Source organism: Nocardioides sp. GCM10027114 (genome assembly GCF_042659625.1).
GTDB lineage: Bacteria > Actinomycetota > Actinomycetes > Propionibacteriales > Nocardioidaceae > Nocardioides.
The window spans coordinates 1-23,448 of sequence record NZ_JBHSSS010000020.1 but is presented as its reverse complement, the minus strand read 5'-3'; the positions used below and the strand labels follow the sequence as shown (position 1 = coordinate 23,448).

Sequence of the window (23,448 nt, the reverse complement as noted above, 5' to 3'; positions counted from 1 at the left end):
GCTCAATCTGGTTGAGCCCACGAGCCGCGCTCGTTCCTCGCGCGCCTCTGCTCAACCAGCACAGTCGCCGGTCGAGACCTCCTGGGTGTTGCTCCGGCCGAGCTCGGCGCTGCGCGCCACCTGCTCGGCCGTGAGCGCGTAGCCGGTGTCGCGGTCGGTGACCGACGCGGCGAACACCACGCCGACGACGTCGCCGGCCGACGAGACGATCGGGCCGCCCGAGTTGCCGGGCCGCACCAGGCCGCGCAGCGAGAAGACCTCACGGATGACGCTGCCGTCGCCGTAGATGTCGGGGGACCGCAGCCGCTGCTCGGCGCGGATCCGGCCCGGCTGCACGTCGTACGGGCCGTCCTGCGGGTAGCCGAGGATCGCGACGCCGTCGCGGGCCTGGGCGCCCTGGTCGAACGCCAGCGCGGGCAGGGTGCCGGTCTCGACCGCGACGACGGCCACGTCGAGGTCGGGGTTGTAGTAGACGACCTCGCCGGGGACGGTGCTGCCACCGATCTCCACCTCGGGGTCGTCGACGCCGGCCACCACGTGGGCGTTGGTCATCACGCGGTCGTCGGCGTACACGAAGCCCGACCCCTCGACGCCGCGGCCGCACTGGTTGGTGCCGCGAATCTTCAGCACGCTGGGGGCGGCGTTCTCGACGTCGGGGTCGGTGAGCAGCCGACGCGGGACCGGGCCCACCTCGACGATGCGCTCGGGAGCGAAGGGCTCGAGGTAGCGCGGGAAGAAGCTGGTGCCGACGACGTCGTTGAAGGCGCCGAGCACGTTGTCGGCCTTGGACGGCAGCACCTCGTCCACATGGGCGAGGACGGTGGAGCTGCGGACCATCGGCGTGATGCCGCCGATGCCGGCGCCGGCCACGGCGACGCCGAGCGCCCACGCCACCAGCAGCACCGCAGCGCCGCTCAGGGCGGCGCCGCCGACGGCGTCGAGCGCACGGATGGGTTGCCACTTGATCCGGTCACGGATCCGGGCCCCGGAGAACTGGAGCACCGCCTGCCCGAGCGAGGCGGCGAGGATGACGATGAAGAGCGCGCCGAGCGAGACCAGCAGCGACGGGCTGGCGTCACCGAGGGCCAACGGCGCCACCCAGACGCCGAACAGGCCGCCGAGCAGCAGCCCGGCCGTCGCGAACGCGCCCGTGACGAATCCCTGCCAGTATCCCGAGAGGGCGTAGAGGAGCACGAGCACGACGAGGAGCCAGTCGAGCAGGTTCAACGGCGCTCCTCGTGTCGGGTGGGCTGGACGTCGGCGCGGGCGGGTTCCCCCTGAAGCATGTGCGCCGGCAGGTCGCGCACCCTGGTCTCGTCCCACGGCGTGGACCACCCGAGGAAGTCGAACAGCCGGGCGATGATCCCGCCGGTGAACCCCCACAGGATGACATCCCGGGCCGGTCCGATCAGAAATCCCGGGCCCAGCCAGCCGCTCGGATGACGCACCATGACGCGGTGCTCGGGGTCGACGAGGTGGCGGATCGAGACGTGGTGGATGTCGTGCACCTCGTCCGGGCTGGCGACCGTGACGCGGCTCGGCTCGTGCCACCAGCCCAGGACGGGAGAGACCACGAAGTTGCTGGGCGGCAGCCACAGGTCGGGCAGCTCGCCGAAGACGTGGACCCCCTCGGGATCCAGGCCCGTCTCCTCCTGCGCCTCGCGCAGCGCCGCCTCCCTGGCGGTCTCACCCGGGTCGATCCGGCCGCCCGGGAAGGAGACCTGGCCGGGGTGGGACCGCATGTGGTGGGCGCGCTCGGTGAGCAGCAGCTCGCCGCCCTCCCATCCCTCGCCATCGCCCTCGCCGAAGAGCATGAGGACTGCGCCGCGACGCGCGTCGGTCCCCTTCGGCGGCATGAAGCGGGTCAGCTCGTGGACCGTGATGGACGCGGCGGCCTCGCGGACCGGGTGCAGCCAGTCGGGGAGCTCGGGCCCGTCGGGGAGCTGGGGCCGGTCGGGCCGGCCAGTCACAGCGTGACCTCCAGGTGCTCCTCCACCAGCGCCTCGAGCTCGTCGCGCGACTCGACCTCCAGGAACTCCTGGTGGACGACCCGGCCCTGCTCGTCGACGAAGGCCCAGAACGGCAGGCCGCGCAGCACCGGGAACGGGGCGGCGGCGCTGAGCTCCGTCTGCGGGTCCGCGAGCAGCGGGTAGGTGACGCCGGTGTCGAGGACCAGCTGCATCGCCCGGGTGGTCTGCGGGTCGTTGTGGTCGATGCCGAGGACGGCGACGCGGTCGCCGTGGCGCTCGTGGAAGTCCTGGAGGATCGGCATCTCGCGCCGGCACGGCCCGCACCACGACGCCCACAGGTTGACCACCATCGGGCCGCGAAGGGTGGACAGGTCGACGTCCCGCCCACCTCCGAAGCAGGGCAGCGTCACCTCCGGCAGGCCGCCCTCGACGGGCTCGCCATCGCCCCTGCGGCACGGCTCCACCCCGGCCTGGCGCTTGAGCTGGCGCAGCTCGGGGGTGTCGACGTCGATGCGCGCCTCGCCCGGCGCGGGCACGAGACCGGCGCCGGGGTCGGCGCAGCCGGCGGCCACGGCCGCGACCGCGGCGAGGGCCACGAGCAGCCGCCTCATGCGCGGCCCTCCGTCCGGACGAGCGCCTCGGCGGCGACCGGGTCGGTCGGCCCCTCGCCGTACGCCGGGCACCAGCGCGCGACGGGGCAGGCGCCGCAGGCGGGCTTGCGGGCGTGGCAGCGGCGGCGGCCGTGCCAGATGAGGTGGTGGCTGAGCATCGTCCAGTCGCGCTTGGGGAAGAGCGCGCCCACGGCGTGCTCGACCTTGACCGGGTCGGTCTCCTCGGTCCACCCGAACCGTCGCGCGAGCCGGCCGAAGTGGGTGTCGACGGTGATCCCGGGGACGTCGAACGCGTTGCCGAGCACGACGTTGGCCGTCTTGCGCCCGACCCCCGGCAGGGTCACGAGGTCCTCGAGGCGGCCGGGGACCTCGCCGTCGTACCGCTCGACGAGCGCCTGGCTGAGCTTGAGCAGCGACTCGGTCTTGGCGCGGAAGAAGCCGAGCGGGCCGACGATCCGCTCGAGGTCCTCGCGCGGCGCCGCCGCCATCGCCGCGGGGTCGGGGTAGGCCGCGAACAGGGTCGGCCGCACCGCGTTGACCCGCTTGTCCGTCGTCTGCGCGCTGAGGACCGTCACGACCAGCAGCTGGAAGGGGTCGTCGAAGTCGAGCTCGCACCGGGCGTCGGGGTAGGTCTCCGCCAGCACCCGGTCGATCTTGCGCGCGCGGCGGACGAGGGCGGTGTCGGGCACGTCGCCAGCGTACGGCGCGGCGAAGACAGGGCCGGAGGGCCTGTTTCGGGGAGCAATGTGACCTGTGACCATTCCCACTGGCTAGGATCATCCCGACGTGCCACCGGACGGTGGCGTCACCGCTACAGGAGGCTCCGTGGACAACGACGTGCTCCGTCAGGCTCCGCTGTTCAGCGCGCTCGACGACGAGGCAGCGACTGCGCTGCGTGCATCGATGACCGAGAGCCGCCTGCAGCGCGGCGAGGTCCTCTTCCACGAGGGCGACTCCGGGGACAAGCTCTACATCGTGCTCGACGGCAAGGTGAAGCTCGGGCGCACCTCCAGCGACGGTCGCGAGAACCTCCTCGCCATCCTCGGCCCCGGCCAGATGTTCGGCGAGCTCTCGCTGTTCGACCCGGGCCCGCGGTCGGCCACCGTGACTGCGGTGACGGACACGATGTTCGCCTCGCTGTCCCACGACGACCTGCTGCGCTGGCTCGAGGGCCGCCCGGTCGTCGCCCGCGGCCTGCTCGCCCAGATCGCGAGCCGGCTCCGCAAGGCCAACGACGTCAACGCCGACCTCGTCTTCTCCGACGTGCCCGGCCGCGTCGCCAAGGCGCTGCTCGACCTCGCCGACCGCTTCGGCCGCACCGCCGACGACGGCGTGCACGTCCACCACGACCTCACCCAGGAGGAGCTGGCCCAGCTGGTCGGCGCCTCCCGCGAGACGGTCAACAAGGCGCTCGCCGACTTCGCCTCGCGCGGCTGGCTGCGCCTCGAGCCCCGCTCGGTCGTGATCATGGACGTCGAGCGGCTCACCCGCCGCGCCCGCTGAGGTCGAGTCGGGACTTCCTCACGTCGAGTCGGGAGTTCAGACACTCGACTGCGCAGTTCTGATCACCACCGGCGGGTGGAGTACCCGCCTGCGAGGGCTGCGCGCAGCTCGCCCAGCCACCGGTCCAGCGCCGGCCCGGTGAAGTCGCCGCTCCCGACCACGATCACGACCCATCCGTGCGCGCGCAGCCAGTCGCGCCGTCGCGCGTCGTGGGCGCGCTGCTCCGTGGTCGAGTGTGCGTCCGCGCCGTCGTACTCGACGCAGACCCGCTTCCGCGGGTAGGCGAAGTCGAGCCGGTACGTCGGCACCCCGTTGATCTCGACCCACACCTGCACCTCGGGCAGCGGCAGACCAGCGTCAGCGATGGCCAGCAGAGTCCACGCCTCACGGACCGACTCCAGGGCGGGGTTGACCATGCCGACCAGGTCGCGGAGCTGGACGACGCCTCGGCGCCGCCGGTAGCGGCCGAGGGCGCGCACGAAGTCCGCGGCAGTGAGGCCGAACCGGCGGGCGAACGCGTTGAGCGCGGCGAACGCCTCGCGCCGTCGGAGGCAGCACCCGAGGTCCAGCGCCGTCCTGAGCGGCGTCGTCACCCGGACACCCTGCAGCTCCATGACGTCCTCAGGGAGCAGGTCGCGTGTGCGTCCGTCGACCCCCGCGAGCGCCGTGGGGGCGTTGCCCCTCAGGGCACACGTCTCGACCGGAATGACGGCGTCGTGATCGCCGTACGCGTGGGCATCGATGCCGTGGAGCCACGCTGCGGTCCGGTCCGTGATCACGTGGTGAGGACGGACAGCCTTGGCCACGGCGCGCGCCCTGAGCTCCAGCGAGTCCTCGCTATCGGCCGCGACGAAGACGCCGCGGACGACAGGGCGAAGCTCGCCTGTCCGAACCCCGGCTCGCACGCCGGAGGTGGTGAGGTCGAGCTCCGGGAGCTCAGACAGGCTGAAGGGCTGTCGCGGCCAACGGGTCGTCTGTTTCATCCACCGACCATGGGCCGACCGGTCAGGTACGCCGTGCCCGCCCCACGAGGGCTGCGGAGCAGGGCCGCAGAGCGGGCGGCTGTGGATGGGAGCTGGGCCGCCAGCGCCTCAGAAGTCCCGAGTCACACGACACAACTCGGGACTCGACGCGAGCAAGTACCGACTCAACGGTGGGTGAGGTAGGCGATCTGGGCGCGCACGGACAGCTCCGCGGCACCCCAGAGGACCGGGTCGACGTCCTGGTAGACGATCTCGACCACCCGGCGGGGAAGGTCCTCGGCGGCCGGCTGCGGCCCGGCGGGCCCGGCGTCCCCGGACCGGAGCGTGGCGAGGGCCTGCTCCACCTGGGCGAGGCGCTCGCGGCGGTGGGCGAGGTAGAAGTCGAGCGCGCCGAGCGCGTCGTGGATGACCGGGCCGTGGCCGGGCCACACGGCGGTGATCTGCTGCGCCTCGGCCAGCCGGTGCAGCCGCTCCAGCGAACCGAGGTAGGCGCCGAGCTGGCCGTCGGGGTGCGCGACGACGGTGGTGCCGCGGCCGAGGACGGTGTCGCCGGTCAGCACCGTCCGCTCGGCCGGCAGCACGAACGACAGCGAGTCGGCGGTGTGGCCGGGCGTCGCCACGACGCGCACCTCGAGCCCGTCGACCTCGACGACGTCGCCCTCGGCCAGGCCCTCCTCGCCGAGCCGGTACGCCGGGTCGAGGGCGCGTACTCCGCATCCGACGCGCTCCGCGAACTCGCGGGCCGCCTCGGAGTGGTCGGCGTGGTGGTGGGTCAGCAGCACCGCCGCGACGTCGCCCGCGGCCTCGGCGACCGCGTCGAGGTGCGCCGGCACCGACGGTCCGGGGTCGACGACGACCGACCGGCGGGCGCCGGGCTCGCGGAGCACCCACGTGTTGGTGCCGTCGAGCGTCATGTGGTTCGCGTTCGGCGCCAGCACGCACCGCGCCCGCTCCCCGAAATCCCCGCCGGCCCAGGTCGACCCCGTCGCGGTCACGGCTCCACCCTCACCGGGACGCCAGCAGGGCGGCGTACCGCTCGGGCATGGACAGCACGAAGTCGTCGCCGTCGGCCACGACCTCCGGGGTGAACATGTCGACATCTCGACCCCTCGCCTCGCGGAGGACCGAGCCCGGGTCGCGGTGCTGGCCCACGTCGAGACAGGTCAGCCAGGTGGGCGGCAGCATGAACATCTCGCCCTTCTCGACCGCGGCGACCGCGTCGAGGGCCGGAAGCCACGCGACCGAGTCCGACTCGGTGGAGACGTCGCGGGTCACCTGACCCTCCGGCATCGAGGCCACGAAGAACCACGTGCGGTAGCGACGCGGCTCGAACACCGGCGTCAGCCAGCCGGACCACGCGCCCAGCAGGTCGCTGCGGAGCACCAGCCCGCGGCGGTCGAGGAAGTCGGTGATCGCCAGCTCGCGCGACTCCATCGCGATCCGGTCGGCCTCCCAGTCATCACCGGTCGTGTCGGCGACGACCTCGTCGGGCGTGCCGGCGAGCAGCACCCCCGACTCCTCGAAGGTCTCGCGTACCGCGGCGCACACCAGCGCTCGCGCCATCCGCTCGTCGACGCCGAGCCGGGCGGCCCACCTCCCCGGGTCCGGGCCGGCCCAGGCCACGCGGTGGTCGAAGTCCCTGGGGTCGACGCCGCCGCCCGGGAAGACGCACATCCCGGCGGCGAAGGCCATGGACGTCTGCCGGCGGAGCAGGTAGACCTCGGGTCCCGCAGAAAGCGCTGCCCCCGCAAACTCTCCCGACCCCGGACGCAGGAGCACCACGGTCGCCGCGTCGCGCGGCTCGGCCGGGGTGCGCGAGCCGTCGGCGTACGCTCGCGCCTGCTCGACGAGCTGCGGCGGCAGCGGCATCCGCTCCACGGCCGTCCTCAGACCTCGACGACGATCTCGACCTCGACGGGCGAGTCGAGCGGCAGCACCGGCGTACCGACGGCGGACCGGGCGTGCACGCCGGCGTCGCCGAAGACCTCGCCGAAGAGGTGCGAGGCACCGTTGGCGACCTGCGGCTGGGCGGTGAAGTCGGGGGTCGAGGCGACGAAGCAGACGACCTTCACGATCCGCTTCACCAGCGCCAGGTCGCCGATCTCGGCCTTCACCGCGGCGATGGCGTTGAGCGCGCACTGCTGGGCGCACTCGACGGCCTCCTCGAGCGACACGTCGCCGCCGACCTTGCCGGTGGTCATCAGCTCACCGGAGCGCATCGGCAGCTGGCCGGAGGTAAAGACGTGGTTGCCGGACCGCACGGCGGGGACGTACGCCGCCACCGGGCGGGCGACGTCGGGGACGGACAGGCCGAGCTCGGCCAGCTTCTCCTCTGGGTGCGCCACGGCTCAGCCCTCGACCGGACGCTTGAAGTAGCCGACGAGGTTCTCGGGGTTCATGCCCGGCGCGATCTGCACCAGCTCCCACCCCTCGGAGCCGAAGTTGTCCAGGATCTGCTTGGCCGCGTGCGTGAGGATCGGCGCGGTGAGGTACTCCCACTTGGTCATGGGGGGCACCCTACTCGCGGCCCCGGACCGCTCGGGCCGGCCCTGTGGTCACCTCGTCGCGCCGCTCCCGGGCCACCGGCCGTCGGCCTTCGCGGCCTCGACGGCGGCCCGTCCGGCCGGGCGCATCCGGCCCTCGGCCTCGAGCCGCTCGACCCGCGCGACGTTGCTGGCAGACCAGGTGCTGCGGGCCCGTCGCGGCGTGAACCGCTGGAACGTGCTGCCCTCGTCGCGGCGCCGGTTCTGGCCGTCGACCCAGCCGAAGCACAGCGCCTCGAGCACGGCGTCCTCGTAGGTCAGCGCCGTCACCGAGCCGCCCTTCTTGTGGAGCACCAGCCAGACGCCCGGGGTGTCGGCGTGGTGCTGCTCCAGCCAGACGCGCCACTCCGCGGCGTCAGCGACGAGCAGCTCGTGGAGCTCGGGTCTCGGGTCGGTCACGTCGTCACGGTAGCCCCGTCCGTCACACCGCTCGGCCACTCGCCCCGCTTCTGGGTCACTCCACTGGCCGAGAAGCGCAGCGATCCCCGGATATCCGGGGATCGCTACGGGCCGCAGGCCTCAGACCAGCTCGGGCTCGGTCTTCTCCCGCACCTCGTCCTCGGTGACGCCCGGGGCCAGCTCGACGAGCTTCAGGCCCTCGGGGGTGACGTCGATGACGCACAGGTCGGTGATGATCCGCTGGACGACGCCCTTGCCGGTGTAGGGCAGCGAGCACTCGTCGACGATCTTGTAGGAGCCGTCCTTGGCGACGTGCTCCATGAGCACGATGACCCGCTTGGCGCCGTGGACGAGGTCCATCGCGCCGCCCATCCCCTTGACCATCTTCCCGGGGATCATCCAGTTGGCGATGTCGCCGGCCTTCGAGACCTGCATCGCGCCGAGGATCGCGGCGTCGATCTTGCCGCCGCGGATCATCCCGAACGACGTCGCGGAGTCGAAGTACGACGCCCCGCGCCGCACCGTGACCGTCTCCTTGCCGGCGTTGATGAGGTCGGGGTCCTCCTCGCCCTCGACGGGGTAGGCCCCGACGCCGAGGATGCCGTTCTCCGACTGGAGCACCAGCTCGACGTCGTCGGCGACGTAGTTGGGCACCAGGGTCGGCAGCCCGATCCCGAGGTTGACGTAGGAGCCGTCGGCCAGCTCCGAGGCCGCCCGCGCGGCCATCTCCTCACGCGTCCATCCGTGGTCAGCCATGGGTCACGCCTCCCCGCCGTTGCGCGGACGCACGGTCCGCTTCTCGATCCGCTTGCCCGCCGCCTGCTCGGGCGTCAGCGCCACGACCCGCTGGACGAACACCCCGGGGGTGTGCACCTCGGCCGGGTCGATCTCGCCGGGCTCGACGAGGTGCTCGACCTCGGCGATCGTCACCCGGCCGCACATCGCGGCGAGCGGGTTGAAGTTCTGCGCGGAGTCCCGGTAGACGAGGTTGCCGTGGCGGTCGCCCTTCCAGGCGCGCACGAGCCCGAAGTCGGCGACGATCGCCCGCTCGAGCACGAACTCCTTGTCCCCCTCGGCGGTCTCGAAGGTCCGCACCTCCTTGGGCGGGGACGCGACCTCGACGTTGCCCTCGGAATCGTACTTCCACGGCAGGCCGCCCTCGGCGACCTGGGTGCCGACGCCGGTGGCGGTGAAGAAGGCGGGGATGCCGGTGCCGCCGGCCCGCATCCGCTCGGCCAGCGTCCCCTGCGGGGTGAGCTCGACCTCGAGCTCGCCGGCGAGGTACTGCCGCGCGAACTCCTTGTTCTCGCCGACGTACGACGAGACCATCCGCCGCAGCCGCTTCGCCATCAGCAGCCGGCCCAGGCCCCAGTCGTCGACCCCGCAGTTGTTGGAGACCGCCTCGAGGTCGGTCGCGCCGCTCTCCAGCAGCGCCTCGATCAGCACCGACGGGATCCCGCACAAGCCGAACCCGCCGACGGCCAGCGTCGCACCGTTCGGGATGTCGGCGACCGCCTCGGCCGCACTAGCCACGACCTTGTCCACGCACCCTCTCCTTCACATCCGGTCTGCGCCCGGCAACCCAGCGATCCTAACCACAGCCGGCCGACCCCTCCGCGGGGTCACCGACGCCCCTCTAGGCTGCCCTCGTGACCCCGCCAGAGCCCACCGCAGGGAACCCGTCCGGCAGGGCCGTCGGCTCCGACTGGCCCGGTGTCCGGCTCCACGTCGTCACCGGCAAGGGCGGCACCGGCAAGTCAACGGTCGCCGCCGCGCTCGCCCTGGCGCTCGCCTCCCAGGGCAAGGACGTCCTGCTCTGCGAGGTCGAGGGCCGCCAGGGCATCGCCCGGATGTTCGACGTGGACCCGCTCCCCTACGAGGAGCGCCGCATCGCCACCGGCCTCACCGACGAGCAGGGCCACCACGGCACCGTGCACGCCCTCCACATCGACCCGGAGTCGGCGCTGCTCGAGTACCTCGCGATGTACTACAAGCTCGGTCGCGCCGGCCGCGCCCTCGACCGCTTCGGCGTCGTGGAGTTCGCGACGACGATCGCGCCGGGCGTGCGCGACGTGCTGCTGACCGGCAAGGTCTACGAGGCCGCCAAGCCCGGTCCGCGCCGCGGCAAGAACAGCCGGCAGTACGACGCCGTCGTGCTGGACGCCCCGCCGACCGGCCGGATCGCGCAGTTCCTCGGCGTCAACAGCGAGCTGGCCGGGCTGGCGAAGGTCGGTCCGATCCGCTCCCAGGCGGACGCCGTGATGGAGCTCTTCCGCTCGCGGCGGACGAGGGTCCACCTCGTGACCGTGCTCGAGGAGATGCCGGTCCAGGAGACCATCGACGGGATCGCCGAGCTGAGCGAGGCGGGCATGCCCGTCGGCGGCGTGGTGGTCAACCTGACCCGGCCCCGCGACCTCACCGACACGACCTTGCAGACCGTCCGCGAGGGCACGCTCGACACCGAGACCGTCGTGGCCGACCTGAAGTCGGCCGGCATCGAGGTCGACGACGGCCTGGTCACCGGCCTGCTCACGGAGGCGCGCGACCACGCCGAGCGCCGGGCCCTCGAGGACTCCCAGCGGGCCCTGGTCGCCGAGCTCGACGTGCCGTCGTACGAGCTGCCGCGACTGGCGGGCGGCGTCGACCTCGGCGGGCTCTACGAGCTCGCTGACGCACTCAGGAAGCAGGGGATGGCATGACCCGGAACCCCGGTGGTAGGCACACCGGCGACGACGCCCGTACCCGGTCGCGCTTCGGCCCGCTGGCCGCCGAGGCCGCCCACGCCCCCGACCTCGATGTCGACGCGCTGCTCGACGACCCTGCCACCGGGATCATCGTGTGCTGCGGGTCCGGCGGCGTCGGCAAGACGACCACGTCGGCGGCGCTGGCGCTGCGGGCGGCCGAGCGCGGACGCCGGGTCGTCGTGCTCACCATCGACCCGGCCCGGCGGCTGGCGCAGTCGATGGGCATCGGCCAGCTCGACAACACCCCGCGCCGGGTGACCGGGATCGACGAGTCCGCCGGCGGCTCGCTCGACGCGATGATGCTCGACATGAAGCGCACCTTCGACGAGGTGGTCGAGAGCCAGGCCTCGCCGGAGAAGGCCCAGCAGATCCTGCAGAACCCGTTCTACGTCGCGCTCTCCAGCTCCTTCGCCGGCACGCAGGAGTACATGGCGATGGAGAAGCTCGGCCAGATCCACCACGACGCCCAGCGCGCGGGCACCTACGACCTGATCGTCGTCGACACCCCGCCGTCGCGCTCAGCGCTCGACTTCCTCGACGCACCCGAGCGGCTGTCGAGCTTCCTCGACGGTCGGTTCATCAAGCTGCTGCTCGCGCCGGCGAAGGGCCCGGCCCGGATGATGACGGCCGGGCTCGGCCTGATCACCAACGCGCTGACCAAGATCCTCGGCGCGCAGGTGCTGCGCGACATGCAGACGTTCGTCGCCGCGTTCGACACGCTCTTCGGCGGCTTCCGGGCGCGCGCCCAGAAGACCTTCGCGCTGCTGCAGGCCGACGGCACAGCGTTCCTGGTCGTCGCCGCGCCGGAGCCCGACGCGCTGCGCGAGGCGGCGTACTTCGTCGAGCGGCTCAGCGAGGACGAGATGCCCCTGGCCGGGCTGGTCGTCAACCGCGCGAGCCCGCCGCCCGTGGGCGACCTGACTGCTGACGAGGCCATGGCCGCAGCCCACCGGCTGCGCAAGCTCGACCCGACCTCGCCCGCGGGCGGGCTGCTCCGGCTCCACGCCGACCGCAGCCGGCTCGTCGAGCGGGAGGCCCGGCTGCGCGACCGCTTCGCGACCGCGCACCCGACGGTGCCCACCGCGGTGGTCCCGGCGCTGGCCGGCGACGTCCACGACCTCGACGGCCTGCGACGCGTCGGCGACCTGCTCACCGGCACCCCGATGGAGCCCCCGATGGTGTCTGAGTCCGCCCGGGAGGCCTGAGACCAGGCCCCCGGGGCGGGCCCTCAGGACCCTTCGGAGCCCCTCAGAGCCCTCAGAGCGCCGTGTTGACCTTCTCGTTCTGCTCCCGCGCGGCCTCGAGCACGGCCCGCCAGTTGGCGGCCGGCCGGCGACGCAGCAGTGCCCGGCGCTCACGCTCGGTCATGCCGCCCCACACGCCCCACTCGATCTGGTTGTCGAGTGCCTCGGCCAGACACTCGGTCCGCACCGGACAGCCCTGACAGAGCTGCTTCGCCTTGTTCTGCTCGGCCCCGCGCACGAAGAGCGAGTCCGGCTGTGCCTGCCTGCACGCCGCTGACGGCGCCCAATCCTCAACCCACATAATGACGTCCCCACATCCGTCCGAGATGGATGGCGTCCCCATGACTGCCATCCCGGGTCAGACCCGTAGCACGAACATAGGCTCGGCCACGCGAAGCGGGGCAGACACGACCGACCCAAATCGAGTAGTCCGTTGTGACTAGGACCAGCGTGTCGCGAGGCTTGGGACCTCCATGGCCCGCTCACGTACATTGGCTCCCATGTCGGTACCCCCCGAGGAGAGCCTCTCCGCCGGTCGCATCCTGTCCCACCTGGGCGTGATGGCGGCTGTCGCTGCCGTGATGGGCGTGATCGTCGCAGGCCTCGCGATCCCCTTCGCCGGAGTGCTCGGCGTCGGCGCGCGGGACGTCGCGCGCAGCATGGACAACCTCCCCACCGAGCTCGAGACCGACCCGCTGCCGCAGAAGACGACCATCGTCGACGCGCAGGGCAACACCATCGCGACGCTCTACGACGAGAACCGCATCAACGTCCCGCTCCACCAGATCTCGCGGACCATGGTCAAGGCGATCGTCGCGATCGAGGACTACCGCTTCTACCAGCACGGCGCCCTCGACCTGAAGGGCACGCTGCGCGCGCTGATCACCAACCAGGCCAACGACGGCGTGGTGCAGGGCGGCTCGTCGATCACCCAGCAGATGGTGAAGCTGACGCTGCTCAGCCAGGCCCAGACCGAGCGCGAGCGCCGGGCGGCCACCGACGACACCTACGCGCGCAAGATCCGCGAGCTGCGCTACGCCATCGCCTTCGAGGAGAAGTACTCCAAGGACTGGATCCTCGAGCGCTACCTCAACATCGCCTACTTCGGCGACGGCGCGTACGGCGTGCAGGCGGCCGCGCGCCACTACTTCGACAAGAACGCCAAGGACCTCAACCTCCGCGAGTCGGCGATGCTGGCCGGCCTGGTCAAGAACCCCACCGGCTACGACCCGACGAACAACCCCGACACCGCGCTGAACCGCCGCAACACCGTGCTCGACCGGATGGCCGAGCTCAACGTCATCAGCCGGGAGAAGGCCGCGAAGGTCAAGGAGAAGGGTCTCGGCCTCGACGTCGTCAACTCCCGCAACGGCTGCGTCTACTCCCGGGCGCCGTTCTTCTGCGACTACGTGCTCAACGTCCTCGCCAAGGACAAGGCGCTCGGCAAGACCCCCGACGAGCGGCGCGACCTGCTGCGCTCGGGCGGCCTGACCATCCGCACCACCATCGACCTGCGGATGCAGGACGCCGCCGACCGGTCCGTCGCAGACCACGTCTACCCCAGGGACCAGGCGATCGGTGGCCTGGCGATGGTCGAGCCCGGCACCGGCGACGTCAAGGCGCTCGCCCAGTCGCGCCCGATGGGCCGCAACAAGGAGCAAGGGCAGACCTACCTCAACTACCTCGTCCCGCAGAAGTACGGCGACTCCGCCGGCTTCCAGGCCGGGTCGACGTTCAAGGCGTTCGTGCTCGCCTCCGCGATCAGCAAGGGCGTGCCGCTGCGCACCAGGTTCAACGTGCCGGCGCAGGCCTCGATCGACATGAACAAGTACCGCACCTGCGACGGCAACTACACCAGCACCGACGTCTGGGAGCCGAAGAACTACGACGGCAAGGGCGGCACCTTCGACCTCTACACCGGCACCCAGCTGTCGGTGAACACCTTCTACGCCCAGCTCGAGCTGATCACCGGGCTCTGCGAGCCCTACAAGCTGGCGAAGTCGATGGGCATCGACCTGACCGACCCCGCGATCGAACGGGTGCCGTCGTTCACGCTGGGCGTCGTCAACACCAGCCCGCTGGAGATGGCGGAGGCCTACGCGACGTTCGCCGCCCGCGGCGAGCACTGCGCGGCCCGCCCGGTGACCGCGATCGAGGACGCCAACGGGAACCTCCTCAAGGAGTACCCCTCCAAGTGCACCCAGGTGCTCGAGCAGCCGGTCGCCGACGCGGTCAACGACATCCTGCGGGGCGTCACCGCCCCGGGCGGGTTCGGCCAGTACATCTCGACGGTCCAGCCGGACGCCGGCAAGACCGGCACCACCCAGGACGGCAAGTCGGTGTGGTTCGTCGGCTACACGCCCAACCTGGCGACTGCGGCGATGATCGCCGGCGCCAACAGCCTCGGCCAGCCGATCCCGCTCGCCGGGCAGACCGTCGGCGGCTCCCCCATCTACAGCGCGTCCGGCTCGGGCATCGCCGGTCCGATGTGGGGTGACGCGATGAAGGTGATCGAGCAGTGGCTCGACGACGCCTCGTTCGTGCCGCCGAACACCTCCGCCATCACCGGCAGCACCCGCGCCATCCCCAGCACCGGCGGGATGTCGCCGGCGACCGCCCAGTCGGTCCTGCAGAACGCCGGCTTCAACGCGGTCATCAGCAACTCCTTCGTGAACTCCGCCTACGCCTACGGCACCGTCGCCTACACCAGCCCCGGCTCCGGCACGGCGCTGCCGGAGGGGTCGCTGGTGACGATCTACCGGTCCAACGGCGTCAACCCGGCGCCGTCCACGCCCTCCGGCGGCGGTGGCGGCGGTGGCGGCAACAACGGCGGCGGCAACAACGGCGGCGGCAACAACGGCGGCGGGAACGGCAACGGCAACGGCCGCGGAGGCGACCGGGACTGACCCGGGCGTCCCGGCTCCCGGGGCGGCGCCGTGCTGCCCCGGCGGGCTAGTCGTCGAGCGTCGTGAGGTCCGTGTTCGCGCCGCAGACCACGACCACGAGACGTTCGCCCGCAGCCGGCCGGTAGGCGCCGCCGGCGAGCGCTGCCAGCGCCGTCGCGGCACCGTGCTCGGCGGCGATGCGGTACTCCTGCCACAGCATTCGCCGCGCCCGGACGACGTCGTCGTCACCCACGAGGACCGGGTGCACGCGCGTCCGGGTCGCGACGTCGAAGGCGATGTCGCCGAGCCGGCGGGCGCCGAGCGAGTCCGCGGCCACCCCGGAGACGGAGACGTCGGTCGGCCGGCCCTCCGCGAGGGCGGCATGCAGCGTGGGGCAGGTCCGCGGCTCGACGCCGACCACCCCGGCCCTGCCCTCGACGGCGGCCGCCACCCCGGCCATCAGCCCACCGCCACCCACGGCGACCACGATGCTGTCCACCTCGCCCCGGAGGTCCTCCATGACCTCGAGGGCCAGGGTCCCCGCGCCGGCGGCGATGGCCGGCTGGTCGTAGGCGTGGCAGTAGAGGGCACCCGTCGTCTGCGCGTGCTCGGTGGCCGCCGCGTGGGCGGCGGCGTACTCGTTCCCCCGGAGCACCACGTCGGCGCCGAGCTCGCGCAGCCTCCGGACCTTCACCGGCGGGGCTTTCTCCGGGACGAAGACCGTCGCCGGGACGCCCAGCGCGCGGGCCGCGAAGGCGTTCGCCAGGCCGGCGTTGCCGCCGGAGGCGACGACGACCCCGACCTCGGGGTCGAGGAGCCCGTCGTCGGCCGCACCGAGGATCCGCGCGAAGGCCCCCCGGGCCTTGAACGTCCCCGTGTGCTGGAGGTGCTCGAGCTTCAGCCAGGCCCGCCCGCCGAAGTCCGCCCCGACCGGCAGCAGCGGGGTGTGGCGCACCCGAGAACGGATGCGCTCCCGGGCGGCCTCGACGTCGCCGCGGCTGATCATGCGTGGGGACTCAGGAACCGAGCTGGCGGCGAACCTCGGCGGCGACGGCGCCACCGTCGGCGCGGCCCTTGACCTGGGGCTGCACGACGCCCATCACCTTGCCCATGGCCCGCATGCCCTCCTCGGCCGCGCCGGTCTGCTCGATGGCGGCCGACACGATCCCGGCGACCTCCTCCTCGGAGAGCTGCTCGGGCAGGTAGTCGGCGATGACGGCGGCCTCCGCCTTCTCCTTGGCGGCCATCTCGGTGCGGCCGCCCTCCTCGAAGGCCGTGGCCGCCTCTCGACGCTTCTTGGCCTCGGTGGACAGCACACCGACGACGTCGTCGTCGCTCAGCTCGCGTGCGGACTTGCCGGCGACCTCCGCGTTGGCGATCGCGGTCAGCACCATCCGGAGGGTGGCGGAGCGCACCTCGTCGCGGGACTTCATGGCGGCGGTCAGGTCGGTGCGCAGGCGGTCCTTCAGAGAGCTCATGGGCGTCATTGTGGCAGCCTTGCCCCATGCCTCCCGCCCGCCCGCTCCCCCGACCACTGGGCCGCCTGCTGGGGGCCGGGGCCGTCGCCGGCGCGGCCCTCACGGCGTACGCCGCGTGGGAGGCCCGGGCCTACACCCTGCGGGAGGTGACGGTGCCGCTGCTGCCCCCCGGGCACCGGCCGCTGCGGGTGCTCCACCTGTCCGACATGCACCTCACCCCGGGGCAGCACCGCAAGCGGGAGTGGGTCTCCGGGCTCGCCGACCTGAAGCCCGACCTCGTCGTCAACACCGGGGACAACCTGGCCCACCGCGCGTCGGTGCCGGTGGTGCGCGACGCCCTCGGCGACCTGCTCGACGTGCCCGGCGTCTTCGTCTTCGGCTCGAACGACTACTACTCGCCGACCATGCGGAACCCCGTCCGCTACCTGCTGCCCGACGACGGGAAACGACACACGGACACCCCGCTGCTGCCCTGGCAGGACCTGCGCGACGCGTTCACGGACGCCGGCTGGCTCGACCTGACCAACCGCCAGGGCCGGCTGAAGGTGGACGGCACCAGCCTGGCCTTCGCCGGCGTCGACGACCCGCACCTCGGCTACGACCGGCTCGACGAGGTGGGCGGCCCGGCGCCCGACGACGCCGACGTTGCGGTCGCGGTGGCCCACGCGCCGTACCTGCGGGTGCTCGACCGGTTCGCCGCCGACGGCTACGACGCCATCGTCGCCGGGCACACCCACGGCGGCCAGGTCTGCCTGCCGTTCGTGGGCGCGCTGACCACCAACTGCGACCTCGACAACGCCCGCGCCAAGGGCCTGCACCGTCACCCGGCCGGCTCCGTGCCGGGCGAGCCCGGCTCCGCCTGGCTCCACGTCTCGGCGGGGCTGGGGACCAGCCCGTACGTCCGGCTCCGGGTGGCCTGCCGGCCCGAGGCGACGCTCATGACGTGGGTGCCGCGGGCCTGACGGAGCAGGCCCCCAGGGCCTGCCGCCGGACCGTTGCCGGGCCGCTGCCGGGCCGATTTCAGGGGCCCGTCACGGCTCGGGTATGGTTGCGCGTGCTCATGGGCCGGAAGGCCCGTGATCGGGCTGTGGCGCAGCTTGGTAGCGCGCCTCGTTCGGGACGAGGAGGCCGCAGGTTCAAATCCTGTCAGCCCGACAGATGATGTCTCAGGACATCGAGGACCCGGTGGACCAGCAGGTCCACCGGGTCCTGTCATTTCCGGCCGTTCCAGGGCCTGCGGTCCGCGCTGCGGCGAGCGACCGCAAGTCGGCCCCAAGTCGGGGTCAAGCGTCGTGGGCCACCGTGGGGTCGTCCCGTTCCGAGCCGGCACGCCGGCCGTCCCCGACTGGAGATCCCGATGCGCTCCCGCACCCTTCCCCTCGCCCTCGCCGCCGCTGCCGCTGCCGTCTCGCTGCTGCCGACGGCCGCCTCGGCCGCCCCGACCACCGAGCACCTCAGCCGCAGCACCTACGACAGCGCCCCCGAGAAGACCACGTCGACGTGGCGGATCGACGGCGCCACCCGGGGCGAGCTGGGCGGCTACCTCGACATGACCGTCACCGCCACCAGCGGCAGCCTGCCCACCACTCGGGGCGAGTGCCAGCCGGTCTCGGTCGACGCCGTCCTCACCGTCGAGCCGGGCGAGGTGCTCACCGTCGCCGGCGCCCAGGGCGAGGCCTGCATGCACGCCTTCGGCGACACCACGTCCGTCAACGCGTACTTCGGGAAGCGCCAGCTCTCCTACGAGGGCACGAAGCGCACGCGTGTCCGCCTCGTCGGCGACGGGATGCTGTCCGCGGGTCAGCTCTTCACCGGCTCGCAGGCGTCGTTCAACGCGTCCCTGCGCTGGTGAGACCGGCCGGCCCCGCGGCGGTCGACCGTGCGACGGAGACCGCCCCGGGGTCTGGCAGACTCCCTGCCATGGGTGACAAGGAGTCCAGCGAGCCCTCGCTCGAGCTGCCGTCGTTCGGCCTCGGCCGCAAGCGGCGCCGTGACCGGACCCCCGACGCACCGGCCGACGGGACCGGCGACCGGCCGACCGGGCCGACCGGGCCGACCACCCCCGAGGCGGCCGACGAGCCGACCCGCACGCTGCCCGCGGAGCCGGTCGTGGAGCAGCCCCCCGCCGCCCCGGCCCCGCCGCTCTTCGCCGACGAGGTCGAGCCGGAGCAGCCGACCAGCCCGCTGGCCACGGCCGTCGCGCCGCCCGCGGCGCCGACGGAGCCGGAGCCCCGCGCCGGGCGACGCGGACTGCGCCTGCCGGCGCTCGGCGGCTACACCGCCTCGGTGATCTCGGGCGTCCTCGTGGGCGTGCTGACGGTCGGCCTGACCTGGGCAGGCTTCCGACTCTGCGAGGTCGTGCAGGGCACGTCGTCGTGCGGCAAGCCCGGCATCCTGCTGCTGCTCGCGATCCTGCTGACCATGGTCCTGCTCGGCAAGGCGCTGCTGCGCGCCTGGTCCGTCCCGGAGCCCGGCAGCACCAGCTTCCTCGCGGTCGGCCTGCTCGCGGTGATGATCCTGCTGTTCCTGGTCGGCACCATCTTCAGCTGGTGGATGATCATCGCCGTCCCCGCGATCGCGGCCGGCACCTTCGCGCTGGCCCACTGGGTCACGACGTACGTCGAGCTCGACTGAGCTCCCCCGCCCGGGCCGTCGCCCCTCCCGTCAGCGGGAGGCGGCGATCAGCTCGGCGATCTGCACGGTGTTGAGGGCCGCGCCCTTGCGCAGGTTGTCGTTGCTGACGAACAGCGCGAGGCCGCGGTCGCCGTCGACGCCCGGGTCCTGCCGGAGCCGGCCGACGTACGACGGGTCCTTGCCGGCCGCCTGGAGCGGCGTCGGGATGTCGGACAGCTCCACGCCCGCGGCGCCGGCCAGCAGCTCGCGCGCCCGCTCGACGGGCAGCGCCCGCTCGAACTCGGCGTTGATCGCCAGCGAGTGGCCCGTGAAGACGGGGACGCGGACGCAGATGCCGGAGACCCGGAGGTCCGGGATGCCGAGGATCTTGCGGGACTCGTTGCGGAGCTTCTGCTCCTCGTCGGTCTCGTTGCTGCCGTCGTCGACCAGCGAGCCGGCCATGGGCAGCACGTTGTAGGCGATGGTCCGGGCGTACTTCACCGGCTCCGGGAAGGCGACCGCATCCCCGTCGTAGGCGAGCTCGCGCGCCTTGTCGCCGACCGCGCCGACCTGGGAGGCAAGCTCCTCGACGCCGGCGACGCCGCTGCCGGAGACCGCCTGGTAGGTCGCGGCCACCAGCCGCACCAGGCCGGCCTCCTCGTGCAGCGGCTTGAGGACCGGCATCGCGGCCATGGTGGTGCAGTTGGGGTTGGCGATGATGCCCTTGCGGGCGTTCGCGATCTCCTGCGGGTTGACCTCGGAGACCACCAGCGGCACGTCGGGGTCGAGCCGGAAGGCCGAGGAGTTGTCGACCACCAGCACGCTGGCCTCCGCGAACCGCGGCGCCTGCGCCCGCGACGTGGTGGCGCCGGCGGAGAAGAGCGCGATGTCGAGCCCGGCGGGGTCCGCCGTGGCGGCGTCCTCCACCACGACCTCGCGGCCGGCGAACGGCAGCACCGTGCCGGCGGAGCGCGCCGAGGCGAAGAACCGCACCTGGTCGGCCGGGAAGTCCCGCTCCTCGAGGATCTGCCGCATCGCGACGCCCACCTGGCCGGTGGCGCCGACGACGCCGATGTTGACGCCCACGACTACCGTCCCGTCCCGCCGTAGACCACGGCCTCGACCTCGCCCGCGTCGAGGTCGAACGCGGTGTGCGTCGCCTGCACGGCGGTGTCGATCTGGGCCTCGTCGACGATGACCGAGATCCGGATCTCCGAGGTGGAGATCATCTCGATGTTGACGCCCGCGGCAGCCAGGGCGGCGAAGAACTTCGCGGTGATGCCCGGGTGGGAGCGCATGCCGGCGCCGATCAGCGAGACCTTGCCGATCTGGTCGTCGTAGAGCAGCTTGTCGTAGCCGACCTCGTCCTGGATCCGCGCCAGCGCGCCCATCGCGGTCTGGCCATCGGCGCGGGGCAGCGTGAAGGAGATGTCGGTACGGCCGGTCGCGGCCGCAGAGACGTTCTGCACGACCATGTCGATGTTGACCTCGGCGGCCGAGAGCGCCTCGAAGATGCGCGCCGCCTCGCCGACCTTGTCGGGCACGCCGACGACGGTGATCTTGGCTTCGCTGCGGTCGTGGGCGACCCCGGCGATGATGGGCTGTTCCATGGTGTCTCCCTCGGCGTCCGGGACGATCCAGGTGCCCTCCTTCTGGCTGAAGGAGGAGCGCACGTGGACGGGCATGTTGTATCGGCGGGCGTACTCGACGCAGCGCAGGTGGAGGATCTTGGCGCCCGAGGCGGCCATCTCCAGCATCTCCTCGGTGGAGACGCGCTGCAGCTTGCGGGCGGTCGGGACGATGCGCGGGTCGGCGGTGAAGACGCCGTCGACGTCGGAGTAGATCTCGCAGACCTCGGCGCCGAGGGCCGCCGCGAGGGCGACCGCGGTGGTGTCGGAGGCGCCGCGACCCAACGTGGTGACGTCCTTGGTGTCCTGACTGACGCCCTGGAAGCCGGCCACGATGGCGATGTGGCCCGACTCGATCGCGGCCTCGATCCGGCTCGGCGTGATGTCGATGATCTTCGCCTTGCCGTGGGCGGAGTCGGTGATGACACCCGCCTGCGAGCCGGTGAACGACTGCGCCTTGTGGCCGAGCTGGGCGATCGCCATCGCCAGCAGCGCCATGGAGATCCGCTCACCCGCGGTGAGCAGCATGTCCAGCTCGCGCGGCGGCGGCAGCGGCGTCACCTGCTCGGCGAGGTCACGCAGCTCGTCGGTGGTGTCCCCCATCGCCGAGACCACGACCACGACGTCGTGGCCGGCCTTGCGGGTGGAGACGATGCGCTGGGCGACTCGCTTGATCCCGGTCGCGTCAGCGACCGACGAGCCGCCGTACTTCTGCACGACAATGCCCACTGGTCAGTCCTCGAGGCTCGTTGGCGTCCACGGCCGCTGGACCCGGGGCCCCGGGACACGCCGCGCTGCGCGTGCGACCGACGCCGGGATTCTATCGGGGCCCGGTCCCGTCTCCTTCAGGCATCTCACCCTCGAGCATCTGGTCGGCCGCGGCGACCTGCTCCTCCTCGCCGGTGTACTCGACGTCGAGCCGGTCGTGGGACACGACCGAGAGGAGCGCGTTGAGCGCGGCGCCGGCGAGGTTCCCCCAGGAGGAGACGTAGGAGAACTGCCACCACCACAGCGCCTCCTCGACGTTGCCGCTGCGGTAGTGGCGCAGGCCGTTCTCGAGGTCGGTGGCGATGCTGGTGAGGTCGTCGGAGAGCTGGCTCTCGACCACCTCGGGCACGTAGGGGTCGAACACGAAGCTGTAGGTGTCGACGCTGTCGAGCATGGCGGCGATCCGCAGCCGCATCTCGTCGACGTCCGGCTCCGGCCCGACGTCGGGCTGGTACTCGCCGCGGGGGGTGAAGTCGCGCTGCGCCCCCAGCCGGGCACCGGCGAGCAGCACCTGGCTGATCTCGAGCAGCAGCAGCGAGATCGCCCGGCCGCCATCGGCCTCGCGGGCGATCGCCTGGAGGGCCACCAGGAAGCTCTCGACCTGGTCGGCGATCTGGGCGGCGAACTCCTCGGTCTCGGCGTCGAGCGGCGTGCGACTGCCGACGGGTGTGCCCTCAGTCATCGGCGGATCGCCTCCCTGCGAATGCTCGGCCCAGGGTGACCTCGTCGGCGTACTCGAGGTCACCCCCCACCGGCAGTCCACTCGCCAGCCGCGTCACGCGCAACCCCAGCGGCTTGAGCATCCGGGTGAGGTACGTCGCGGTGGCCTCGCCCTCGAGGTTGGGGTCGGTGGCGAGGATGACCTCGGTGACCGTGCCGTCGGCGAGCCGCTGCATCAGCTCGCGGACCCGCAGCTGGTCAGGGCCGATGCCGTCGATCGGCGAGATCGCTCCGCCGAGGACGTGGTAGCGGCCGCGGAACTCGCGGGTCCGCTCGATCGCGACGACGTCCTTGTACTCCTCGACGACGCACAGCACCGTGGGGTCACGGCGCGGGTCGCTGCAGATGCGGCAGCGCTCCTCCTGGGAGACGTTGAAGCACACCGTGCAGAACTTCACCCGCCGCTTGACCTCGGTCAGCACCTGCGCGAGGCGCAGCACGTCGGGCTCGTCGGCCTGCAGCAGGTGGAAGGCGATCCGCTGGGCGCTCTTCGGACCGACGCCCGGCAGCCTCCCGAGCTCGTCGATGAGGTCCTGGACGATGCCTTCGTACATGGGTGGGTCGGGTCCCCTAGCCGCCGAGGCCGGGCATGCCCGGGAGGCCGCCGCCCTCGCCGCCGAGCGGGCCGAGCGCCTCGCCCGCGATGGCGTCGGCCTGCGCCTTCGCGTCGCGGTACGCGGCCACGATCATGTCGCCGAGGTCGGACAGGTCGTCGGGGTCGCTGCCGTCGAAGCCGCCGGCCTTGATCTCGACGCCGACGAGGTCGCCGACGCCGTTGATCGTCACGGTCACGGCACCGCCGGCGACCGTGCCGTCGACGGTGGTGTCGGCCAGCTTCTGCTGGGCGTCCTGCAGTTGCTGCTGCATCTGCTGGGCCTGCTGGAGCAGGGCGTTCATGTCGAAGCCGCCGCCCCCGAGAGCGTCGAAGGGGTTCTGGGTCATGGCTTTCTCACTCCTGCTCGTTGCTGCTGGCTGGGGTCGCTGACATCACTGGCGCATCACTGGTGGGGGATCTCCTCGATGACCCGGGCGCCGAGCTCGCGCTCGAGCAGCTCGGCGCCGACGAGGCCGCTGCTCTCGACGTCGGGGTCGTCGGGGTGGGCCTCGGCGTCGATCTCGGCGCGGGAGTCGGCCACCGGGGCCCCCGCCCCAGCAGCCCGCGTCGTGGCGATCGCGCCGCGCGCGGCGGCGATCCCGGAGGGGTCCGGCTGTCCGTCGCGGGGCCGGTCGGCTGCGGGCTCGGCGGCCGAGGGCGGCGCGGCCGGCGGGGCGGCCGGAGCGTCGTCGGCCGGGGCGTCCGCCCAAGCCGGAGGCGGCTCGGCCTCCCGGTCGGCGGGCGGCGCCGGGGCGGCCGCCGGC

General features: G+C 72.6%; 27 protein-coding genes, 1 tRNA gene and 1 pseudogene. 8 read left to right on the top strand and 21 right to left on the bottom strand.

What is annotated here, in order from left to right; all coding sequences use genetic code 11:
• Positions 1-51: 51 nt before the first annotated feature.
• The 4 genes from ACFP2E_RS09880 to nth are packed head-to-tail and all read right to left on the bottom strand — an operon-like array spanning position 52 to position 3,270.
• The gene (locus ACFP2E_RS09880; protein ID WP_378522432.1) at positions 52-1,227 is read right to left on the bottom strand and encodes a MarP family serine protease; all 1,176 of its coding nucleotides are present in this window, start codon (positions 1,225-1,227) and stop codon (positions 52-54) included.
• Complete coding sequence (locus ACFP2E_RS09875; protein WP_378522431.1) at positions 1,224-1,970, bottom strand: NUDIX hydrolase; 747 nt, start codon at positions 1,968-1,970, stop codon at positions 1,224-1,226. The genes ACFP2E_RS09880 and ACFP2E_RS09875 overlap by 4 nt, the downstream gene beginning before the upstream one ends.
• Entirely contained in the window at positions 1,967-2,581 is a 615-nt protein-coding gene (locus ACFP2E_RS09870) for a TlpA family protein disulfide reductase (RefSeq protein ID WP_378522430.1), read from the bottom strand. The genes ACFP2E_RS09875 and ACFP2E_RS09870 overlap by 4 nt, the downstream gene beginning before the upstream one ends.
• Positions 2,578-3,270: an endonuclease III gene (gene nth, locus ACFP2E_RS09865; protein WP_378522429.1), complete on the bottom strand. Its 693-nt coding sequence runs from the start codon at positions 3,268-3,270 to the stop codon at positions 2,578-2,580. Before nth ends, ACFP2E_RS09870 begins: the two co-directional genes overlap by 4 nt.
• A gap of 136 nt (positions 3,271-3,406) precedes the next feature.
• Between nth and ACFP2E_RS09860 the strand changes: the two genes are divergently transcribed.
• Positions 3,407-4,084 carry a Crp/Fnr family transcriptional regulator gene (locus tag ACFP2E_RS09860; protein ID WP_378522428.1) on the top strand — a complete coding sequence of 226 codons (678 nt, stop codon included), beginning with the start codon at positions 3,407-3,409 and terminating at the stop codon, positions 4,082-4,084.
• A gap of 62 nt (positions 4,085-4,146) precedes the next feature.
• Here the strand turns inward: ACFP2E_RS09860 and ACFP2E_RS09855 are convergent, their stop codons facing one another.
• From ACFP2E_RS09855 to ACFP2E_RS09820, 8 genes are all read right to left on the bottom strand, one after another.
• Positions 4,147-4,863 (bottom strand): endonuclease domain-containing protein, encoded by a 717-nt coding sequence (locus tag ACFP2E_RS09855; protein ID WP_378522427.1) that lies wholly within the window; start codon positions 4,861-4,863, stop codon positions 4,147-4,149.
• A 368-nt stretch (positions 4,864-5,231) separates the two neighbouring features.
• The gene (locus tag ACFP2E_RS09850) at positions 5,232-6,062 is read right to left on the bottom strand and encodes an MBL fold metallo-hydrolase (RefSeq protein ID WP_378522426.1); all 831 of its coding nucleotides are present in this window, start codon (positions 6,060-6,062) and stop codon (positions 5,232-5,234) included.
• A gap of 10 nt (positions 6,063-6,072) precedes the next feature.
• Positions 6,073-6,936: an NUDIX hydrolase gene (locus tag ACFP2E_RS09845; RefSeq protein WP_378522512.1), complete on the bottom strand. Its 864-nt coding sequence runs from the start codon at positions 6,934-6,936 to the stop codon at positions 6,073-6,075.
• A 17-nt stretch (positions 6,937-6,953) separates the two neighbouring features.
• Complete coding sequence (locus ACFP2E_RS09840; protein WP_378522425.1) at positions 6,954-7,412, bottom strand: RidA family protein; 459 nt, start codon at positions 7,410-7,412, stop codon at positions 6,954-6,956.
• 3 nt (positions 7,413-7,415) lie between these two features.
• Positions 7,416-7,574, bottom strand: a complete 159-nt coding sequence (locus tag ACFP2E_RS09835; protein WP_378522424.1) for a DUF4177 domain-containing protein — start codon at positions 7,572-7,574, stop codon at positions 7,416-7,418.
• 48 nt (positions 7,575-7,622) lie between these two features.
• A complete protein-coding gene (locus tag ACFP2E_RS09830) occupies positions 7,623-8,009 on the bottom strand; it encodes a YdeI family protein (protein ID WP_378522423.1) in 387 nt (128 codons plus the stop codon).
• Positions 8,010-8,129: 120 nt separating this feature from the next.
• Positions 8,130-8,765, bottom strand: coding sequence for a CoA transferase subunit B (locus ACFP2E_RS09825; RefSeq protein ID WP_378522422.1), 636 nt, complete (start codon positions 8,763-8,765; stop codon positions 8,130-8,132).
• Between the two features lie 3 nt (positions 8,766-8,768).
• Positions 8,769-9,554, bottom strand: a complete 786-nt coding sequence (locus ACFP2E_RS09820; protein WP_378522421.1) for a CoA transferase subunit A — start codon at positions 9,552-9,554, stop codon at positions 8,769-8,771.
• Between the two features lie 104 nt (positions 9,555-9,658).
• Between ACFP2E_RS09820 and ACFP2E_RS09815 the strand changes: the two genes are divergently transcribed.
• Both ACFP2E_RS09815 and ACFP2E_RS09810 read left to right on the top strand, forming a co-directional pair.
• Entirely contained in the window at positions 9,659-10,708 is a 1,050-nt protein-coding gene (locus ACFP2E_RS09815) for an ArsA family ATPase (protein ID WP_378522420.1), read from the top strand.
• Positions 10,705-11,958 (top strand): ArsA family ATPase, encoded by a 1,254-nt coding sequence (locus tag ACFP2E_RS09810; protein WP_378522419.1) that lies wholly within the window; start codon positions 10,705-10,707, stop codon positions 11,956-11,958. Before ACFP2E_RS09815 ends, ACFP2E_RS09810 begins: the two co-directional genes overlap by 4 nt.
• A 52-nt stretch (positions 11,959-12,010) precedes the next feature.
• Here ACFP2E_RS09810 and ACFP2E_RS09805 read toward each other — a convergent pair whose 3' ends face one another.
• On the bottom strand, positions 12,011-12,298 hold the full coding sequence (locus tag ACFP2E_RS09805; RefSeq protein ID WP_378522418.1) for a WhiB family transcriptional regulator: 288 nt from the start codon (positions 12,296-12,298) through the stop codon (positions 12,011-12,013).
• 199 nt (positions 12,299-12,497) lie between these two features.
• On the opposite strand from ACFP2E_RS09805, the gene ACFP2E_RS09800 reads away from it, so the two are divergent.
• Positions 12,498-14,903, top strand: a complete 2,406-nt coding sequence (locus tag ACFP2E_RS09800; protein WP_378522417.1) for a transglycosylase domain-containing protein — start codon at positions 12,498-12,500, stop codon at positions 14,901-14,903.
• A gap of 46 nt (positions 14,904-14,949) precedes the next feature.
• Here the strand turns inward: ACFP2E_RS09800 and ACFP2E_RS09795 are convergent, their stop codons facing one another.
• Both ACFP2E_RS09795 and ACFP2E_RS09790 read right to left on the bottom strand, forming a co-directional pair.
• Complete coding sequence (locus tag ACFP2E_RS09795; RefSeq protein WP_378522416.1) at positions 14,950-15,888, bottom strand: threonine/serine dehydratase; 939 nt, start codon at positions 15,886-15,888, stop codon at positions 14,950-14,952.
• Between the two features lie 10 nt (positions 15,889-15,898).
• Positions 15,899-16,360 (bottom strand): GatB/YqeY domain-containing protein, encoded by a 462-nt coding sequence (locus ACFP2E_RS09790; RefSeq protein WP_378522415.1) that lies wholly within the window; start codon positions 16,358-16,360, stop codon positions 15,899-15,901.
• Positions 16,361-16,386: 26 nt separating this feature from the next.
• Here ACFP2E_RS09790 and ACFP2E_RS09785 point away from each other — a divergent pair, with 26 nt between their 5' ends.
• From ACFP2E_RS09785 to ACFP2E_RS09770, 4 genes are all read left to right on the top strand, one after another.
• Positions 16,387-17,322: a metallophosphoesterase gene (locus ACFP2E_RS09785; RefSeq protein WP_378522414.1), complete on the top strand. Its 936-nt coding sequence runs from the start codon at positions 16,387-16,389 to the stop codon at positions 17,320-17,322.
• A gap of 119 nt (positions 17,323-17,441) precedes the next feature.
• Positions 17,442-17,515 (top strand) — tRNA-Pro (locus ACFP2E_RS09780).
• Positions 17,516-17,717: 202 nt separating this feature from the next.
• The gene (locus tag ACFP2E_RS09775) at positions 17,718-18,212 is read left to right on the top strand and encodes a hypothetical protein (protein ID WP_378522413.1); all 495 of its coding nucleotides are present in this window, start codon (positions 17,718-17,720) and stop codon (positions 18,210-18,212) included.
• A 68-nt stretch (positions 18,213-18,280) separates the two neighbouring features.
• Complete coding sequence (locus tag ACFP2E_RS09770; protein WP_378522412.1) at positions 18,281-18,994, top strand: hypothetical protein; 714 nt, start codon at positions 18,281-18,283, stop codon at positions 18,992-18,994.
• 30 nt (positions 18,995-19,024) lie between these two features.
• Here the strand turns inward: ACFP2E_RS09770 and ACFP2E_RS09765 are convergent, their stop codons facing one another.
• The 6 genes and pseudogenes from ACFP2E_RS09765 to ACFP2E_RS09740 form a co-directional block, all read right to left on the bottom strand.
• Complete coding sequence (locus ACFP2E_RS09765; RefSeq protein WP_378522411.1) at positions 19,025-20,059, bottom strand: aspartate-semialdehyde dehydrogenase; 1,035 nt, start codon at positions 20,057-20,059, stop codon at positions 19,025-19,027.
• A gap of 2 nt (positions 20,060-20,061) precedes the next feature.
• Positions 20,062-21,330 carry an aspartate kinase gene (locus tag ACFP2E_RS09760; RefSeq protein WP_378522410.1) on the bottom strand — a complete coding sequence of 423 codons (1,269 nt, stop codon included), beginning with the start codon at positions 21,328-21,330 and terminating at the stop codon, positions 20,062-20,064.
• Positions 21,331-21,421: 91 nt separating this feature from the next.
• Positions 21,422-22,051: a DUF5063 domain-containing protein gene (locus tag ACFP2E_RS09755; RefSeq protein WP_378522409.1), complete on the bottom strand. Its 630-nt coding sequence runs from the start codon at positions 22,049-22,051 to the stop codon at positions 21,422-21,424.
• On the bottom strand, positions 22,044-22,643 hold the full coding sequence (gene recR, locus ACFP2E_RS09750; protein ID WP_378522408.1) for a recombination mediator RecR: 600 nt from the start codon (positions 22,641-22,643) through the stop codon (positions 22,044-22,046). Before recR ends, ACFP2E_RS09755 begins: the two co-directional genes overlap by 8 nt.
• A gap of 16 nt (positions 22,644-22,659) precedes the next feature.
• Positions 22,660-23,031: a YbaB/EbfC family nucleoid-associated protein gene (locus ACFP2E_RS09745; protein ID WP_378522407.1), complete on the bottom strand. Its 372-nt coding sequence runs from the start codon at positions 23,029-23,031 to the stop codon at positions 22,660-22,662.
• A gap of 56 nt (positions 23,032-23,087) precedes the next feature.
• A pseudogene (locus ACFP2E_RS09740) lies at positions 23,088-23,448 on the bottom strand (DNA polymerase III subunit gamma/tau); the annotation flags it as partial.